Source organism: Gottschalkiaceae bacterium SANA (assembly GCA_036323355.1).
Classification (GTDB): Bacteria; Bacillota; Clostridia; order Tissierellales; family GPF-1; genus GPF-1.
Genome location: AP028876.1, coordinates 412,082 through 429,600 on the forward strand (window position 1 = coordinate 412,082; position 17,519 = coordinate 429,600).

Below are 17,519 nucleotides of genomic sequence, written 5' to 3' on the forward strand. Positions count from 1 at the left end.
AGTTAACGCTTTAGCATATAATAGAGAATATTAAGAAAATAGATACGCCGAAAAGGAGGAAGTGATTTGAAACCATTAATTGGAATTACAAGTAACTATTTTAACAGTCTAATGCCAAAGTTGGAGCGTGGTGGTGAAGACGAATTGGCGGAGATGGAGAAATTAAATCAGACTTATGTGGGAAAAGGCATGTATGCTTTAAATGACCTTCCGGTGAATCTATCCTTTCAGACAGATGCTGCAGCGATTGAGGCCGCTGGTGCAATTCCGGTTGTGCTTCCGTTACTTCGCAATAGGGAAACCATGATAGAAGCTTTGGGGCGATTAGACGGACTCTTGTTTGCCGGTGGCATCGATGTGGGCACGCAATGGTATGGGGAAGAGATGCGAGAAAATTCGGGGCTCTTTGGAAAATTGGAAGGCTTGAAAAATGAGGATGCTGCGGGATTTGCAACAGAAATTATTGAGCGTGATGAAATGGAAATCGAGTTGATTCGTTATGCGGTTGAATATACACAACTGCCGATTTTAGGAATCTGTCGAGGTGCTCAGATCATGAATGTTGCTTTGGGCGGCAATTTATATCAGGATAATCATGCAAAGACTGATTTTAATCATTCTCAATTTAAAAAGTGGGATGGTTATGCCCACCCCGTGCAGATCGTTGAAAATACGATTATGCATCAGATCTTCGGTCGAGAAACAATGGAGGTAAACTCGCTTCATCATCAATCAATCAAAGAATTGGGGCGGGATTTGCTTATATCGGCGAGGTCACCAGATGGGCTGATTGAGTCAATTGAGTATAAAGATGATTCCAGATTCATGCTCGGGATTCAGTGGCATCCAGAGATGCTGCGGATAAAAGTAGCAGAGCAAGAAAAGATCTTCCATGCATTTATTGATGCGTGTATAAAATAAGAAACTTGCCAAAGTGTTCTATTCTTGGAATAGGGACTTTGGTTTTTTTTGTCTTCTTTATGGGTACGTTGAAAGTAGGTTATTAATACTTTTTAAGAAGGGAGACCATTTGATCAATTATGTTGGATATGCTTGTATCAATGAGCATTTAAAACCAAAAACCTTTAAAAGTTGCCGATTAAAAACGATCAAGGAAAAAGGACTTGTGTATTTGAAAAATATTATTTTGCATAACTTGGATTTCACTTATGAAATTTTAAACTGGAATCTCAATCATGGGATCTATTTGTATCGCCTAACAAGTGATTTGATGCCCTTGGTTACTCATCAAGAGGTATTGGAAATGGGTGAGTGGCGTTGGTACGAAGATGAGGAGATTGCAATCAAGCTGGAAACAATTAAAACATTGGTTCAAGAGAATAAGGTTCGGTTGTCGATGCATCCGGATCAGTTTACGGTTTTAAACAGCAACAGGTCTAAAGTGGTTGAGGCTAGCCTTGAATATCTGGAATACCATGCAAGGCTTATGCATGCGGTTGGTGGGCAAGACATTATTATACATGTGGGTGGCGTATATGGTGAGAAAGCAGCGGCAATGAAACGTTTCGTTGACCAGTATAATTTACTCAGTCCCAATATTAGAAAGCTGCTTAGGTTAGAAAATGACGATAAGTCTTATTCTATTTTAGATGTATTGGAAATATCTGAAGAAACGGGTGTACCTGTTGTATTTGATTATCATCACCATCGATGTTTGACTGATGGCGTGGTTACGACTGATTTAATTAAGCGTATTGAGAGAACATGGAAGAATTCGGTTCCAAAGATGCATATCAGCAGTGGAAAATCGAGCGTAAAGGACCGAAGCCATAGCGAATATATTTCGTCTGAAGATTGTCAGGCGGTAGTAGCGTTCTACCAAGATTGCCAGGTGGATGTGATGATTGAGGCGAAGATGAAGGATCGGGCGGCATTGCGGTTTCTTGCAGAAGTAGAACAAGTACGAGAAGCAAAGACCAATAAAGAATAGAGGAGGGCGTATGGCAAGTTATGTAAAAATGTATGGTGTGGCACTCGTTGTATTTTTAATCATTGATCTAGTATGGTTGGCTTTCATAGCGAAGAACTTATATCAGAAGGAATTGGGTTTCATTATGAGTGCGAAGCCGAATTGGACCGCTGCGATTTTGTTTTATTTAATCTTTATCGTCGGGTTAGTTTTCTTTGTTATTAATCCTGCTGTTCAAAAAGACAGCTGGATCTATGCCTTACTCGTGGGTATGCTATTTGGGTTGATCTCTTATTCGACATACGATCTTACTAATTTGGCAACTCTGGCAGATTGGCCACTGAAAATCACCATTATTGATTTGATATGGGGAAGTTCATTAGGTGGACTGGTCTCGATGATTAGCTTCTTTATTTTGAAAGCTTGGAAATGAGATCTTGAATAAACCGTGGAAAGGAGATCAGATGAAGAGAAAACCGGTTATATTTGTGAGTAAGTGCCTAGAACAAGAAGCGTGTCGTTATGATGGAAGTATGATTAGCAATGCCTTTGTGAAAACGCTAGTGGAGTATGTGGACTTCATTACAGTTTGTCCTGAAAAAGAAATCGGGCTGCCTGTGCCAAGGGAAGCGCTTCGGATTGTTCATCATCTTGATGAAGATCGCTTGATGTTTTCGAAGAGCGGAAAGGATGTCAGCCACGATATGGTTGAATTTGCCAATGCTTTTTTGAATCCACTTGTATCTAAAGGTATTCATGGCGCAATCTTGAAGGGTCGTTCTCCATCTTGTGGAATAAAAGGGGTCAAAAGCTATCAGAATTTTGGAAAATCACCACCTACAGGTACCATGACAGCTGGTTTCTTTGGAAAAGTCTTTACGGAGAAGTTTCAAGGGCTTGCAATTGAAGATGAAGGGCGACTGCGGAATTACAATATTCGAGAGCATTTTTTGACGAGAATTTTCACAATGGCTTCTTTTGATATCGTGAAAGAAGAAAAAACAATGAAATCGCTGATTGATTTTCATAGTGATAATAAGTATCTATTAATGGCCTATCATCAAAAGAATCAAAAAATGTTAGGTAAGATTGTGGCAAACCATGAAAAAAAGGATATAGATAAGGTGATTAATGAATATGAGGAGGGCTTGCAAAAGGCTTTAGCGACGCCCATGAGAAGGACGACCAATATAAATATGCTTTTTCATTTATTGGGCTATTTTAAAGAAAAGATTGCTAAAGAGGAAAAGGCGTATTTTTTAGATTTACTAGAACAATACAGCACAAAAAAAGTTCCCTTTTCGCTGCCCTTATCTTTAATTGGAGCCTGGGTTGTACGGTTTGATGAACCTTATTTGAAAAGACAAACCATATTCAAACCATATCCGAGGGGGATCTTAGAAGTGACTGATTCGGGGAAGGGGATTGATTGAGTTATTTGGATTAAATATCCGCACAATGAAGAAGACGGGATCGCTAGATGCGATCCTATTTTTATTTCTTCTGTCCATGGAATGGCAAGGCGGTTAAAGAATTAAACGTATAGATGAGAATTTATTGTTGTTTCTAAATAAAGGGCAAAACACATGACAAAAACTACATTTTTTTGATAGAATATTTATATTGGACCATACAATTTATGGGAGTGACGATAAGCATAATTTAGACAATCAAGGAGTGTTTTTTTTATAATCGATAAGGGAATTTTTTTGTTCGCGTTGGAATACCAGCGTTCTTTTGAGACAATGGGGCTTGAATAGAAGTGAAAAATAGAGTGGAGATAGAAGGATTCCATTATTTTGAAAAAAACCAAGAAAACGGGTATTGGCTATTTCATACGGGTATATTAGAAAGTATAGGTGTGATAATAAATAAAATGGGTGTAAGGGGGTAGTGAATGTGAAAAATCAAAAGAAAATTTGGATGATCGGGTTGTTATTTTTTATATTACTACTGACAAATGGTTGTGATAAAAAGCCAATTCAAATTGGTGTATTGGGAAGTTTGACTTCTAAGCAGTCACAGTTGTCCATTGACGCCCGAAATGCAATTCAAATCGGTGTTGATTTTACCAACCAAGAAGGTGGAATCCATGGTAGACCCATTGAACTGCTTGTAAAAGATGATGAAGCTTCTACTGAAGTTTCGCAAAAGCGGTATCAGGAGTTTATCGAAGAGGATGTTCATTTGATTCTCGGGCATATGACTAGTAACATGAGCGATGCGGTATTGGAGGCCGAAGAGCTTCCGATTCTTTTTCTATCTCCGTCGATGAGTGTGAATACGCTATCTGGAATCGATGACAATTTTATGCGTACATCGCCTCAAACAAATGGCCAGGCTGCACTCTTTATAGAATTTGTAGAGGAGCGTGGCTTTCACAATGTTGTGGTTCTTTATGACTTAATGAATCAAGACTATACGGAATACTTAGCCACACAGATCCAAATGCATGGCGAGAAACGTGAAAATGTGGACTTTCATTTGGTCCCTATAGATTCGAGAGTGGATGATTTGGGTGAAGTAGTAGAGCAGCTTGATTTAGAGGGAACGGATTGTGTATTTATGATTTCACAGGCAACTGACACGGCTTTTCTTTCTCAAAAAATCAGAAAAATAAATCAAGAAGCTGAATTGGTTTCTGTTAGCTGGTCCATGACGCAAGATCTGATATATTTTGGTGGAGAGGCTGTTGAAGGTATGTATTTCATCGGGGTCTATCAGGCTGAGGATAAATCTAAAGAATATGTACGCTTTCAGAATGCATTTGAGGAGCGATTTAATTACAAGCCTTCATTTGTTTCGATTTTAGCTTTTGATGCATATAATGTTATAGCAGAAGGTCTTAAGCGGGCGGAATCATCTTCTCCAACAGCAGTTAAAGCCGCTATTCTAGAGATTTCTGAGTTCCAGGGGCTAGAGGAAAAATTTCGGGTAGATGAATTCGGAGATTGTGAGCGGAGTTATCAAATCAATCAGTTGCAAGACAAGCAATTTGTTCTATTTCAATAAGGTGTTTGGAGGTTAAGTGTGAAGATAAAAAATTTAAAATCACAGTTGGTCAAACAAACTCTCGGGTTGATTGTTCTGATTTTTGCTCTTGTTAGTATCATTACTAGTTTAATGTACTATCAAAATAGCAAAAAGAGTTTTCTGGACAAGAATAATCGATTGTTATCAATGATGAATCAACAAGTGCAGCATTTTCTTACTCATCCTGAAGAAGAGTTGCAATGGGTAGAAGAGGCTCTGGTTAAAAATTCAAGCAAAGAAGAAATGCAAAATGAGGTCGTATTTATCTTACAAAAATTTGACTATATTTATCGCATCGAACATATTGATAAAGATGGTATGATTATTGGAACCTATCCGGAAAGAAAGGATATGATCGGACTTGATTACAGTAGGCATCCTGTTTTCACGAATTCACAGTCGAAGTCGGAAGATGCATTTGTTTTTGGTGGTACTTTTGTTGATCCGGTAAAAGGATACTCGAGTGTATCCATCACAATGAAGGGACACGACGGAAGTCATATCGTGGGTTATATCAGTTTGGATAAACTGCAAGATACTTTTGCTATTCTTGAAGCTTATGAAATCACCTATGCTGTGCTTGATGAGGACGGCTATTACCTTTTGAATCCAAACAAGGATCAGGTGACTCAAAGGGTATTAAATCCCCATTACGTGGATCATCAGAATGGATTTGTCAAAAATGGTGATCTTGTTATTTACAATCAGAAACGTAATCTTGTTCAATTTCAAGAAATTCCTGAAACAGGATGGGCCATCTTGATTTATCAGGATATTCAAAGTGTAGTTACGCCACTTCTAATGAACTTATCATTTATTATTTTTGCTTTCTTTATTTTTGGATTTGGGGCATTGTTTTCTATAAATTTGATGCTGGCAAAAATGGAGCAGGAATTGCAAAGCTTTATACAAATGACGAGGAATGTATCAGAAGGGGACTATAAGGTGAAGGAGTCTAACCAATCATATAGTGAATTTGTTGATTTGAAAGATAATTTTAGAAAGATGATCGACAAAGTTGAGGTTCGCGAAGAGAGAATCTATGAACTGAATCGCGAGCTTGAAGAGAGTTACTTGAATACGGTATTCTTGTTAGCCAAAACCATCGAAGCTAAAGATGCTTATACAGGGGATCATTGCGATCGTGTAAACCGTTATGCTTTGATGATCGGCAAAAAAATTGGTTTGGATGAAAAAATGCTCAAGGAATTGAGCCACGGTAGCATTTTGCATGATATCGGGAAACTAAATATATCAGAAAGTATTTTGGCAAAACCCGGCCGATTGAGTGAAGCTGAATATGCGATTGTCAAAAAACATAGTGCATATGGCTATGAACTCGTAAAGGCAATCCCTGGTATGGAAAAAGCAAAAGAAATTGTTTACTATCATCATGAAAGATTTGATGGGAAGGGATATCCTAAAGGCTTGGTGGGGGAAGAGATTCCTTTAATGGCCCGAATTGTTTGCATTGCCGATGCATTTGATGCTATGACCAGTAAACGGATCTATCGTGATCGCACTTTTACCCAGGAGGAGGCTATTCAAGATTTGAAGAGAAATCGAAATCTTCAGTTTGATGGGGAGTTAGTCGACATATTTATTACTTGCCTGAAAAGTGAAAACTAAAAGTGCTTGTAAATTTTGAGAAATGACATGGAAAACCATCGAAGGAGTGCTATATGGATAACAAGAATCGATTTCTTCTCATAGATGATTTGGAAAATAATTTAATAAGTCTGAAAGCGCTAATTCTTGAGGCTTTCCCGGATGCAGAAGTAGCGATGGCCAGGGATGGATTAAAAGGAGTGCAACTAGCCACAACATTCAAACCTGATGTTATTATTTTGGATATTTTTATGCCGCAAATGGACGGTTTCCAAGTCTGTCGCCGAGTCAAGGCAGATGCAAAACTAGAAGGGATTCCAGTTCTATTTGTTACGGCTGAGAAAAATGATAGAGAAAATCGAATTAAGGCGATTCAATGTGGTGGCGAAGGATTTCTTTCAAAGCCGATTGATGAAGTGGAACTGTATGTTCAACTTCGAACCATGTTGAAAGTTGGAGAGAAAAATCGAGTTAGAAAAGACAGAATTCAAGTGCTCAATAACTTGGCAACAGACCGTACTGCTGAGCTTGAAGTATTGAAGCAAAAGTACAAGGGTTTGTTGGATGATTTACCCGCTATGATTTCAGAACACTTGCCAGACAGTACATTAACCTATGTTAATCAACGTTATTGCGATTTTCATAAGATGTCTGCTGAGGAATTGATAGGGAGAAAATTTATCGATTTTATGGTGGGACCGGTCAAGGAAAATTATTTGAGACGATTTCAGATGATGACACCTAATCAACCGACGAATGTTTTGATTCGCAAAACGGAGAAACAGGGAAAAACACTTTGGATGGAATGGAGAAATCGAGGAATTTTTAATGAAACAGGCGAATTAATTCAATTGGTTTCTATCGGGCTCGACATAACTGAACGGAAAGAGGCGGAAAGTACCTTGATTCATCTTAGCTATCATGATCACTTAACTGGTTTGTATAACCGACGTTTTTTTGATGAAGAGATGAAGCGGATGGATCAAGCTCGAAATTTGCCATTAACGATTGTCAATGCAGATGTTAATGGTTTGAAAATTGTCAACGATTCTTTTGGACATCAACAAGGTGATCACTTGTTAAAAAGTGTTGCGGATGCAATGAAGGAAGGTTTTCGAGCAGATGATATTGTTGCACGGATTGGTGGGGATGAATTCGCTGTTATTTTAACCAAAACGGATGCAAGCATTGCTAAGCAGATTATTAGCCGGGTGAAAGATAAGGTAAGGGAGTTGTCTGATGGAAACAGCTTGCAATCGGTCTCTTTTGGTTACGATGTAAAAACATCTTCTGATCAAGATATTGATGCGGTTTTTACCAAAGCAGAGAATGATATGTATCGACATAAGGTTTATGAAAGTGCAAGCATGAGAAGTAAGGTTGTTGGAATAATTATGAATAGTCTTTTTGAGAAGAGTGAAAGAGAAATGAGTCACTCTATTCGAGTTGGTACAATCGCAGCATCCATCGCGCAAACCATGAATTTTTCAGAAGATCATATCATGGAAATTAGAATTGCCGGTTATATTCATGATATTGGTAAAATTGGTGTTCAGGAAAAAATCCTAAATAAAGTTGGCAAGCTGACCAAGGAAGAATGGATTGAAATCAAGAATCATCCTGAGGCGGGGAGCCGGATACTTTCCTCTGTATCAGATTTTAAGGTGATTGCGGGTTTCATTCTGGCACATCATGAACGATGGGATGGAAAGGGATATCCGAATCATCTTCTTGGTGAGGCGATCCCGGTTGAAGCAAGGATTATTTCAGTGGCAGATGCTTATGATGCCATGACGGCTGAGCGAAGCTATCGCATGCCGATGAGTAAAGAGGAAGCGACTGCAGAACTTGTTAAATATTCAGGTTCACAGTTTAATCCAGCGGTTGTGGAGGCCTTTTTGAATACAGAGATTCCTGAAAACATTGATTACCTTCAAATGAATGTCTTTAGGGAATTGATGGGCAGCGATTAATAATTGCTTTCGTTCTAGCATCAATTCTAAAATTTATATATCTTGTTTATTAATGGAATTCATGTCGTGCAAAAACCCCAGGAACTTGAATAATTTCAAGCTCCTGGGGTTTTTTTTAAATCCTTTTCCTAAATTATTACGAGCTTCATGGAGATACAAATTCATTGTAGGTTCTGCCGACGAGAATGATTGCCTGCTCTCGCGGTGTGTTCAACAGTGGATCAATGGTTGTTGGGCTTGTGCCGTTCATGATGCCGTTTTGGTTGCAGAACTTGACCTCATTGATGGCCCAGCTTGCAATATCAGCATAATCTGTAAATGGGAATGCTGCAGTTGGATCCACGGAAATATTACGACCCGCTACATCTAATGCTCTGTAAATCATCACACACATTTCTTGCCGGGTGACATTAGCGGCAGGGGCGAACTGTGTCGCACTAATCCCATTGATAATACCAAGGCTGTATGCTTTTAATACCTCGGGGTTGTTGGTGTCATTAAATGGATTGACAGCAGGAATTGGGTTTAGACCTGTTAACTCTTCGTAAAGCTTGACGGCTAGGGTACAAAATTCTTCTCGGGTGATGGCTTTGTCATAGTCGTAGAGTATGCCTGGGTAGGTCAAGCCATTGTTATAGGCATCTAATAGCTCTGCTTCAGCCCATCCTGATTGACTGCCATCAAAGATATCTGCTGGCGTTGCAGGCCCTGGTTCCTCTGGCTCTTCATTATCGAGGTTTATGAAAACGGGTTCTGCTGGAGTTGAAGTAAGGGCTTCATCATAAGTTTTGACTCGATAGAAGATGAGACCGGAAAGTCCTTCTAGGTCTACATCTACATAATTGTGATCATCCTCTGTCGTATTGCCCAATTCGATCCATCCAGCTCCACTGTTCTTTTCAATTTTAAAGCCAGTGAAGTCACCTGTTGGAGGATCCCACATGATGAGAATTTCAGAATTGGAGCCATCGGTAAAGGTGGCTGTCACATTTTCTGGGGGGTCAGGAAACTCTGGCATGATAAAACCATCTGGCAAGAGTGGCATAAGGACTAATCCAATATGCTTGGCCTCTACTTCGTTAGAGTACTTGGAGTCCAATATTGCCCCTTTTGCTTTCACTCGATAGGTATACATGACATTTGATGCGATGCTTGTGTCGGTATAAGAAGTTTCATTGATATCCACGGCTACAATTTCAGCAAACAAACCACCGTCGATTTTTCTTTCGATGCTGTATCCGGTTTCTGTAGCAGAGTTGTCAGTCCAATACAGATTAATTTCTTTGGAAATCACACCAGCATTTGCGGAGAGATTGGTTGGCGTTGCAGGCATAAGCGTTAAAATGTTGATGCCTGGATCGATTGGAATTAAGGTGATGATTCCCGGGTCAGCTGTGATGGAAAAGGTTTCTGATGTATCCCATGCAGTTGCACTTTCTCCAGATTCCGCCATCCATAGGATACGGACTTTCATTTCATTGTTTGTAATATTTGGAACAGCCCAGGTATAGTTACCATTTGTATTTGGATTATTTAAATTTTCAGCTATGGTGTACCAGCTGGCACCATTGTCGGAAGAGTACATCAGCTTTATCTTTCCGCCAGCAGTGGTATTGGTCCACGAGATTGTGTAGTTGCTGCCTCCTGTTAGAGAGGTTGAGATTTCACCAAGTTCTATACTTTGAATAACTGTGCTACTTTTCCACATGGTGAAGGAATTGCTTGTCAGATTGTATCCTTCGGGGTAGCTGGGTCCGTATGGAATGCCCATAAAGGTTTTTTGATCGCTACTGTAATAAAGATCGCCATCAAAAGGACTTTGACCTTCTTCAATTGCTCGCGTGCTTTCATGAACGCCAGCGTAGGTTAAATAATCGTCTTCATCGGGAATATACCCCATAATGCCGGTATGAGTCCACCAAGGAACAAGCGGTGATGATATGCCAGTTAGAATGGTTTGGCCAAAAGACTTATAACGATGTAATGCGTATAAATTGGGTAGTTTTACCGGGCTTACATAAGCCACAATACCATCTACAACCCAACCATCGGCAAGCAAGTCATTTTTTTCTCCAGTCAAGGAAGTGTAGGTATGTTTATTTATGCTGCTGTTGTATAGTCTATATAGTGGGATTGTTGAGACGCTCTTCTGATTGAGGAAGACCGGCATCGGTGGCAAGTTAATAATGGGAGTAACTGTGATTGGTTCAATAATGACCGGCGGTGATAAGGCGAAAGCCGGAATGGCAGTTGTTATGATCAGAATGAATGTCAGAAATAAAATCTTCATTTTCTTCATCAATACTTCTCCTTTTCATCGATTTGATACATTAAATTTATATCCAAAAAGAGGGGCGAGGAATCGGTTTGTAAGGAGATGTAAACATTAAATCCATAAGCATTTACAATATATAGTAGTATAGGAATATTTTTAAATAAAAGTGAACGGTTTGTCTTTATCTGACTTGACTATCGTAACATTAGTAAATAGACTAAAGAAGATTGGGAGGGATTAGTTTGGACGATCTATTATTGAAAATACAGCCAACTGTACAAAAATATATGGAAGTACTCTCAAGCATTCTAGGTATTGACGTTGAGGTTATGTCAAAAAACAAGATCCGCGTTGCAGGTACAGGTTTATTTCTCTCTAGGGTAGGCGAGAGAATGGATAATGACAGTCGTGTATATTCGCGTGCAATTCTTGATAAGAAAAAAATTGTCATTCAAAACCCTGGTAGAGACCCTATTTGTGAAAATTGTCCGCAGTATGGAAATTGTCTGGAAACCTTTGAAATTGCGATGCCAATTTTTGCTTATAAAGAAGTCTATGGTGTAATTGGCTTGTTAGGTACTACGAAAGCTCAAAAAGATTTGATTGAAGGTAACCTGGACGGATATTTGGAATTTATCGAACAGATCGCATATTTTGTGGGTATGCAAATCACGGAGCGTATTCAACGTGATAATTACAGCGAAACAAACAAGCTCCTTTATAAAATAACGGATAATATTGAGCAGGGGATCTTGATTTTTAATTCGGCAAAGCGGCCGATTTATGCAAATTCTTCTGCAAAAAAGCAATTATCGCTAGAGGAAAAAATGCCGGAAAATTTTATTATAAAGAACAATAATAGTAAAACTGGAAATTATTTTGAATATTCCTGTCGCGTACAAAACAGGAAGTATATTCTTGTGGGCGAAGAATTCACCTACGGTAGCTACAATGAAACTAATTATATTTTTATGTTTCATGAAAAGTCAGCAGTGAAAGAACGGATCAATGCTTACACAAAAATGGTGCATAGTATTGAAGGTAGTTCGATCATAGGTGTATCAAAAAATATTGCTGACATTAAAAATAAGATTTCTCGATTGTCGGAAGTTTCGTCGACAATTTTGATCACTGGTGAAAGTGGTGTGGGAAAAGAAGTGATAGCGAAAGCCTTGTGGAAAGCAAGTAAACGGAAAAACAAGAAATTTGTTGCTGTTAATTGCGCAGCCATTCCGGAAGCGCTGATGGAAAGCGAATTGTTTGGTTATGTAAAAGGAAGTTTTACTGGGGCGAATACGGCTGGCAAAAAGGGAAAGTTTGAATATGTTGACCAAGGGACTTTATTTCTGGATGAAATAGGGGACATGCCTTTGTATTTGCAAGCAAAATTGCTGCGAGTGCTACAGGAAAAAAAGATTACACGGGTGGGATCCAATGAGGAAATTCCAGTTGATGTGAGAGTAATTTCCGCTACAAATAAAAATTTAAAGCAGATGGTAAAAGAAGGAACTTTCAGGGAAGATTTATATTATCGATTAAACGTGATTCCGATAAAAATTGAACCGCTTCGACATAGGGTGGTGGATATCGAGGTATTGGTGAGCCATTTTCTAGATAAATACACAAATGACACTCATATTCAACATAAAAAAATTGATGAAACTGTGGTGAACTTTTTGAAGAACTATCGTTGGCCTGGTAATGTAAGGGAATTGCAAAATGTGGTTGAATTTATGGTTGCGATGTCTGGACAGGAAACCTTGATCAAAATGAATCATCTTCCAGAATATATTGTCAATATTCAAAACATGGAAAACGAACCAAATAAAGTGATTTCGATTGATAAATTAGAAAAACGAGAGATCTTAAAAGCGTTGGAGTTATATGGAAACTCGACAGAGTCAAAACATATCATTGCGAAAGAATTAGGGATTGGACTTTCAACCTTATATAGGAAGATGAGTAAGTACGAATTATCATAATGAGAATTGGAAATCAATCTATATAAAGGCGATGCTTGAAATTAAACGTTTTCCTGGAATTGTCATTATGAAAATCAAATTGTCATTTTGACAATTTTTTTTTGCTTCTTTTTCTAAAAAACTCACAAACCCAAGGATAGATCATTAGATTTTATATTTTTTGCGACAAATCAGAGCTATTTGAACTGAATTAAAATTAAATCATGTAAATTTGATCACTAACAGATTTTTGGCACAGGACTTGCAATAAAGAGATGTGAGATTAAAATTCATAATAATTTTCCGGAACAGATTTTGAGGAGGTGAAATTAAAATGACTAGTATTCAAATAGAATGTTTGGCTATTGAAAAAGATATGATCCGATTTTTACAAGATTTGATTAAAATAGAGAGTTTGACAGGTGCGGAGCAAGTCATGGCAGCACGTGTCAAAAAGGAGATGATTTCTCTTGGGTACGATCGAGTGCTTGAAACAACCCTGGGAGACGTTATTGGTGTTATTGGCAATGGACCTGTAAGTATTCTTTTTGACTCGCATATGGACACAGTGCCTGTAACAGATGCTAAAGAGTGGCAATACCCTCCATTTGAAGGTGTGATTGCGGATGGACGAATTCACGGCCGCGGAACGGTTGATATGAAAAGTGCAATTGCTTCCACCGTGTATGCAGGTTATTTGGCTAAGAAACTAGGGTTTCACTCAGGAAAAACTATTTACGTAAGTGCTTCGGTCATGGAAGAAGATTTTGATGGATATGCTCTTGGAAATTTGATTGATGAGCTTGAGTTGAAGCTTGACTACGCGGTAGTTTGTGAGCCGAGTCAAAATCGAATCGCTGTTGGACATCGAGGGAGAGCACTTTTTGAAGTGCATACAAAGGGTATAGCGTGTCATGGCAGTGCACCGGAAAATGGTGAAAATGCTGTTTATGAAATGAATCGAATTATTTCAAGAGTAGAAGAACTCAATCGTAAGCTATATGAAAAAACTGGTGAACATGGTTCCGTTGCATTAAGTAAGATTGAAAGTAGTTCCGTATCACTTAATGCGGTACCGGATGCTTGTACAATTTATTTAGATCGAAGACTTGCTATCGATGAAACATACCAAGTGATTCAAATTGAAATGGATAAGCTTGTTGAAGGATTGAATGCAGAGTGGAATGTGTACATCGCCAAAGGGAAGAGTTCTTCAGGTATAGAGGTTAGCATGAACAGTTTTATGGAAGCATGGGATACGGCGGAAACCAACAATTTGCCGACGGCAATGGCGCAGGCGTATTTAGAGCAGACTGATCGAACACCAGAATTTTTTAAATGGAATTTCAGTACAAATGGATTTGCATCTACAGCGAGAAACATAACAACAATTGGGTATGGGCCTGGTGAAATTAAGTATTGTCATATGAGAGACGAGAGTTGTAAAATCAGTGACATCATTGAGGCATGCCAAGTATATACGGGTTGCTTGGAAAAGTTGAGTTAGAAAATAGTGGCAGTGATTGTGGAAGAATAGATTTGGATCGAATGAAAATTTAGCTAGAGAGATATTGGGAGGAAACAATGTACAAAAACAATACGAAGAAGTGCAAGTTTATTGAGGCCGAACTGGGAGAATACAATTATTGTGATTTTCTAACAGAAGAAAATGCCAAGAAAGCGAAAAGATTTATTGAGACACTAGATGAATATGAGTCGACACCATTAATCAGTTTGGATGCTCTTGCATCACGATTTGGGATTCAAAAAATATATGTTAAAGATGAATCTAAAAGAATGGGTCTAAATGCATTTAAAGGTGTTGGTGTTTTATACGGAGTGGCACGTTTGATTTGTGACCGATTTGATCTTGATATAGAGACAATCAGCTTCAATGATTTGATGGCACCGGAGTTGAATAGCAAGATTCGGGAACTTGTTTTTATTGCTGCAACAGATGGGAATCATGGAAAGGGTCTTTCGTGGGTTCTTAATAAGCTTGGTTGTAAATGTCATATTTACATGCCGAAGAACTCGACTGAAGCTCGGGTGAGAGCGATTGAAAATTATGGAGCGACGGTAACGGTTACGGAAGGAAACTATGATGAGACGTTACGAATCGTTATTGAGAAAGCCGCTGAAAATGATTGGATTCATGTACAGGACCAGGCGTGGGAAGGTTATACGAAAGTTACCAATTTAATTTCTGAAGGCTATACCATCATTGCAGATGAAGCGTTAGGTCAAATGCATGAGGATGGAACTGAAAAGCCAACACATATTATTCTTCAAGCGGGTGCGGGTTCGTTTGCTTTTGGAATTCTTGGATATTTTGCAAATGTGTACAAAGAGAGTAAACCCTATATGGTGCTTGCTGAACCGGAAAATGCGGACTGCTATTATCAATCCGTAGCGAATGGAGAGTATACAGTGGTTACTGGTGAGTTGAAGACCATTATGGCGGGCTTATCTGTTGGTGAAGCCAATTTCGTTGCATGGGAAAACTTAAGCACAATTGTTGAGGGGTATGCGAGTTGTTCAGATACCATTTCAGCAAGAGGAATGAGAATACTTTCTAGTCCAATCGGTGATGATACTCGAATTATTTCTGGTGAGTCTGGAGCCTTGGGATTTGGTTTGTTATCCATGCTTTGCCAGTCAAATGATTATGAGGAAATCAAAAATCAAATGAAGATTGATGAAAATAGTGTTGTTTTACTGATTAGTACAGAGGGCGATACGGATCCTAAGGTTTATGAAGATATTGTATGGAACGGTGGATTTTGCACTGAAATGTAAGTGAAAGAATGAAGTAGACGTTGCAAAGCTCAGGGCGTTGTGCCCTGATGCTGCAAGGTCAGGCAATTGTAAATTCATATTATGTTAATGAATGTAAAAGAATATAGTCAGAAGAGGCGATCTGGGAAAAACGGTTAAGCGAAAGGAGTGAATTGGAAGCGAGAGGAAATCGTTGTCGAGCAGATGCGGTATTACATGGAAGGGTTTATTTGCTAGAAATTATTCTTATTAGAGTTATGGAATTATTATTAGGAGGGAAATGATGGAAAAGAAAAATTCAGGATTTCAATCGCAATTAGGATTGGTTATCACACTAATTGCAGGATCCGTCGGGCTAGGGAATATTTGGCGGTTTCCACGTGTAGCAGCAATGAACGGTGGTGGTACATTTATCGTTGCCTGGGCAATTATGGCAATTCTTGTATGTTTACCGATCATGCTAGGTGAACATGTTATGGGTCGTGCAACGCGTCATGGTACACCAGGGGCATTTAGAGATTTCATTGGCAAGAAGTTCACATGGATGGGAACTTCGGTAAATATCTTGATGTATGCTTTAACAGCATATTATTGTGTATTGACTGCATGGGTTGGAAACTATTTGGGCCTTGCAATTACAAAGGGATATTATGGAGTAGATAAAGCCGCATTATTCGATTCGGTTTCTAATAAAAGTATTGTTACCGTACTTATTTTTGTCGTTTTAATTTCTTTGGCATCATTCATTACATATAAAGGAATTAAAGGAATTGAAAAAGTAACAAAAGTGTTTTTGCCGGTTCTGTTTATTTGTTTGTTTATCACAGCCATTCGTGCTTTGATGCTACCCGGTTCATCAGCAGGGATGAACTTCTTATTTACCTTTGAACCAAAAGCGCTTCTAAGCTCTAAAGTATGGTTGGAAGCATTGACACAAGCGGTTTGGTCAGCGGGTCCTGGTTGGGGGCTATGTATTACTTTTGCGGTTTTTGCAAAAGCAAAATCGGATGCAACATTGACAACAAGCCTTCAAGTATTTGGTAACTCAATGGCAGCATTATTGGCAGGCATTGCAGTTATTCCAGCAATTTTTGCAATGGCACCAAGTATTGCAGATGCGACAGCAACTTGTTCTCAAGGAAACTATGGACTGACGTTTATTTCATTAACAACCCTATTTGAGCAAATGCCTGGTGGGTATATTGTTGGTATTCTATTCTTCCTTAGTTTGTTTTTGGCAGCTTTCTCTTCAGTCATTGCGAGTGTAATGATTGTTGCATTGCCAATGGCTGATTCCGGTGTGCCGAAAAAGACAGCAATTTTGCGTGTCTACTTAATTCTATTAATTTGGGGAGTTCCTTCTGCATGGAGTGCAAATTTCTTGTCGAACCAAGACTGGGTAGTAGGTCAGATGATGGTATTTGGAGCCTTCTTATCTTGTTTCGCATTGATGAAGTTTGGTGTTAAGAAAGTGCGTAAAACATTTATCAATAATCCATATACAGGTATGAATATGGGAGCCTGGTGGGAGTGGTCCATCAAGTTTATTGCACCAACTATTATTGTTGTTATGTTTTTCTGGTGGTCGTTCCAGTCTATCAGTTGGGATCCACAATGGTGGAATCCATTTAAAGCATTGAGCTTGGGAACTGCGATTGTTCAAGGTGGGCTGATGGTTCTAGTGAGCATTTTGGTGAATGATCGCGTAGCGAACTCGATTAAGAATAAATACTTCGATGGTGAAACATTTCCTGAAATTCAAGATAATGGATATAATGACTAATCAACTCAAACGAGGTGAATGGAGGATTATAATATGACGACAAATGCGATTATTACGATGATCATCTTAGTAGGCATATTTTTTGGTGGATTCACTGCCATGATGACACGCCTGTTAAAAATTGAGAAGAAACAAGCTGAGTTAGAAAGTATGACGACAGATAAAGGAGCTAAGTAGG

At 38.8% G+C, this 17,519-nt stretch carries 13 protein-coding genes; 12 read left to right on the top strand and 1 reads right to left on the bottom strand.

What is annotated here, in order from left to right; translation table 11 throughout:
- The first annotated feature begins 66 nt into the window (after positions 1 to 66).
- From AC25CA_RS02055 to AC25CA_RS02085, 7 genes are all read left to right on the top strand, one after another.
- Positions 67 to 921, top strand: a complete 855-nt coding sequence (locus tag AC25CA_RS02055; protein WP_486815377.1) for a gamma-glutamyl-gamma-aminobutyrate hydrolase family protein — start codon at positions 67 to 69, stop codon at positions 919 to 921.
- A gap of 109 nt (positions 922 to 1,030) precedes the next feature.
- Positions 1,031 to 1,951, top strand: coding sequence for a UV DNA damage repair endonuclease UvsE (uvsE, locus tag AC25CA_RS02060; RefSeq protein WP_486815378.1), 921 nt, complete (start codon positions 1,031 to 1,033; stop codon positions 1,949 to 1,951).
- A gap of 10 nt (positions 1,952 to 1,961) precedes the next feature.
- Positions 1,962 to 2,363 carry a DUF2177 family protein gene (locus AC25CA_RS02065; RefSeq protein ID WP_486815379.1) on the top strand — a complete coding sequence of 134 codons (402 nt, stop codon included), beginning with the start codon at positions 1,962 to 1,964 and terminating at the stop codon, positions 2,361 to 2,363.
- Positions 2,364 to 2,394: 31 nt separating this feature from the next.
- Positions 2,395 to 3,363 (top strand): YbgA family protein, encoded by a 969-nt coding sequence (locus tag AC25CA_RS02070; RefSeq protein WP_486815380.1) that lies wholly within the window; start codon positions 2,395 to 2,397, stop codon positions 3,361 to 3,363.
- A 466-nt stretch (positions 3,364 to 3,829) separates the two neighbouring features.
- Complete coding sequence (locus tag AC25CA_RS02075; RefSeq protein ID WP_486815381.1) at positions 3,830 to 4,942, top strand: ABC transporter substrate-binding protein; 1,113 nt, start codon at positions 3,830 to 3,832, stop codon at positions 4,940 to 4,942.
- An 18-nt stretch (positions 4,943 to 4,960) separates the two neighbouring features.
- On the top strand, positions 4,961 to 6,592 hold the full coding sequence (locus AC25CA_RS02080; protein ID WP_486815382.1) for an HD domain-containing phosphohydrolase: 1,632 nt from the start codon (positions 4,961 to 4,963) through the stop codon (positions 6,590 to 6,592).
- A 53-nt stretch (positions 6,593 to 6,645) separates the two neighbouring features.
- Positions 6,646 to 8,544 carry an HD domain-containing phosphohydrolase gene (locus AC25CA_RS02085; protein WP_486815383.1) on the top strand — a complete coding sequence of 633 codons (1,899 nt, stop codon included), beginning with the start codon at positions 6,646 to 6,648 and terminating at the stop codon, positions 8,542 to 8,544.
- A gap of 145 nt (positions 8,545 to 8,689) precedes the next feature.
- Here the strand turns inward: AC25CA_RS02085 and AC25CA_RS02090 are convergent, their stop codons facing one another.
- Entirely contained in the window at positions 8,690 to 10,843 is a 2,154-nt protein-coding gene (locus AC25CA_RS02090; RefSeq protein WP_486815384.1) for an S-layer homology domain-containing protein, read from the bottom strand.
- Positions 10,844 to 11,061: 218 nt separating this feature from the next.
- Between AC25CA_RS02090 and AC25CA_RS02095 the strand changes: the two genes are divergently transcribed.
- From AC25CA_RS02095 to AC25CA_RS02115, 5 genes are all read left to right on the top strand, one after another.
- Entirely contained in the window at positions 11,062 to 12,801 is a 1,740-nt protein-coding gene (locus AC25CA_RS02095; RefSeq protein ID WP_486815385.1) for a sigma-54 interaction domain-containing protein, read from the top strand.
- A gap of 313 nt (positions 12,802 to 13,114) precedes the next feature.
- Positions 13,115 to 14,287 (top strand): YgeY family selenium metabolism-linked hydrolase, encoded by a 1,173-nt coding sequence (locus AC25CA_RS02100; protein ID WP_486815386.1) that lies wholly within the window; start codon positions 13,115 to 13,117, stop codon positions 14,285 to 14,287.
- A gap of 77 nt (positions 14,288 to 14,364) precedes the next feature.
- Entirely contained in the window at positions 14,365 to 15,579 is a 1,215-nt protein-coding gene (locus AC25CA_RS02105; protein ID WP_486815387.1) for a diaminopropionate ammonia-lyase, read from the top strand.
- A 259-nt stretch (positions 15,580 to 15,838) separates the two neighbouring features.
- On the top strand, positions 15,839 to 17,341 hold the full coding sequence (locus AC25CA_RS02110) for a sodium-dependent transporter (RefSeq protein ID WP_486815388.1): 1,503 nt from the start codon (positions 15,839 to 15,841) through the stop codon (positions 17,339 to 17,341).
- A gap of 33 nt (positions 17,342 to 17,374) precedes the next feature.
- Positions 17,375 to 17,518, top strand: coding sequence for a hypothetical protein (locus tag AC25CA_RS02115; protein WP_486815389.1), 144 nt, complete (start codon positions 17,375 to 17,377; stop codon positions 17,516 to 17,518).
- The last annotated feature ends 1 nt before the right edge of the window (position 17,519 follow it).

Coding starts and splice junctions, on each gene's coding strand:
- AC25CA_RS02065 (WP_486815379.1), top strand. CDS start 1,962: ATGGCAAGTTATGTAAAAATGTATGGTGTGGCACTCGTTGTATTTTTA.
- AC25CA_RS02070 (WP_486815380.1), top strand. CDS start 2,395: ATGAAGAGAAAACCGGTTATATTTGTGAGTAAGTGCCTAGAACAAGAA.
- AC25CA_RS02085 (WP_486815383.1), top strand. CDS start 6,646: ATGGATAACAAGAATCGATTTCTTCTCATAGATGATTTGGAAAATAAT.
- AC25CA_RS02090 (WP_486815384.1), bottom strand. CDS start 10,843: ATGAAGAAAATGAAGATTTTATTTCTGACATTCATTCTGATCATAACA.
- AC25CA_RS02100 (WP_486815386.1), top strand. CDS start 13,115: ATGACTAGTATTCAAATAGAATGTTTGGCTATTGAAAAAGATATGATC.
- AC25CA_RS02105 (WP_486815387.1), top strand. CDS start 14,365: ATGTACAAAAACAATACGAAGAAGTGCAAGTTTATTGAGGCCGAACTG.
- AC25CA_RS02110 (WP_486815388.1), top strand. CDS start 15,839: ATGATGGAAAAGAAAAATTCAGGATTTCAATCGCAATTAGGATTGGTT.
- AC25CA_RS02115 (WP_486815389.1), top strand. CDS start 17,375: ATGACGACAAATGCGATTATTACGATGATCATCTTAGTAGGCATATTT.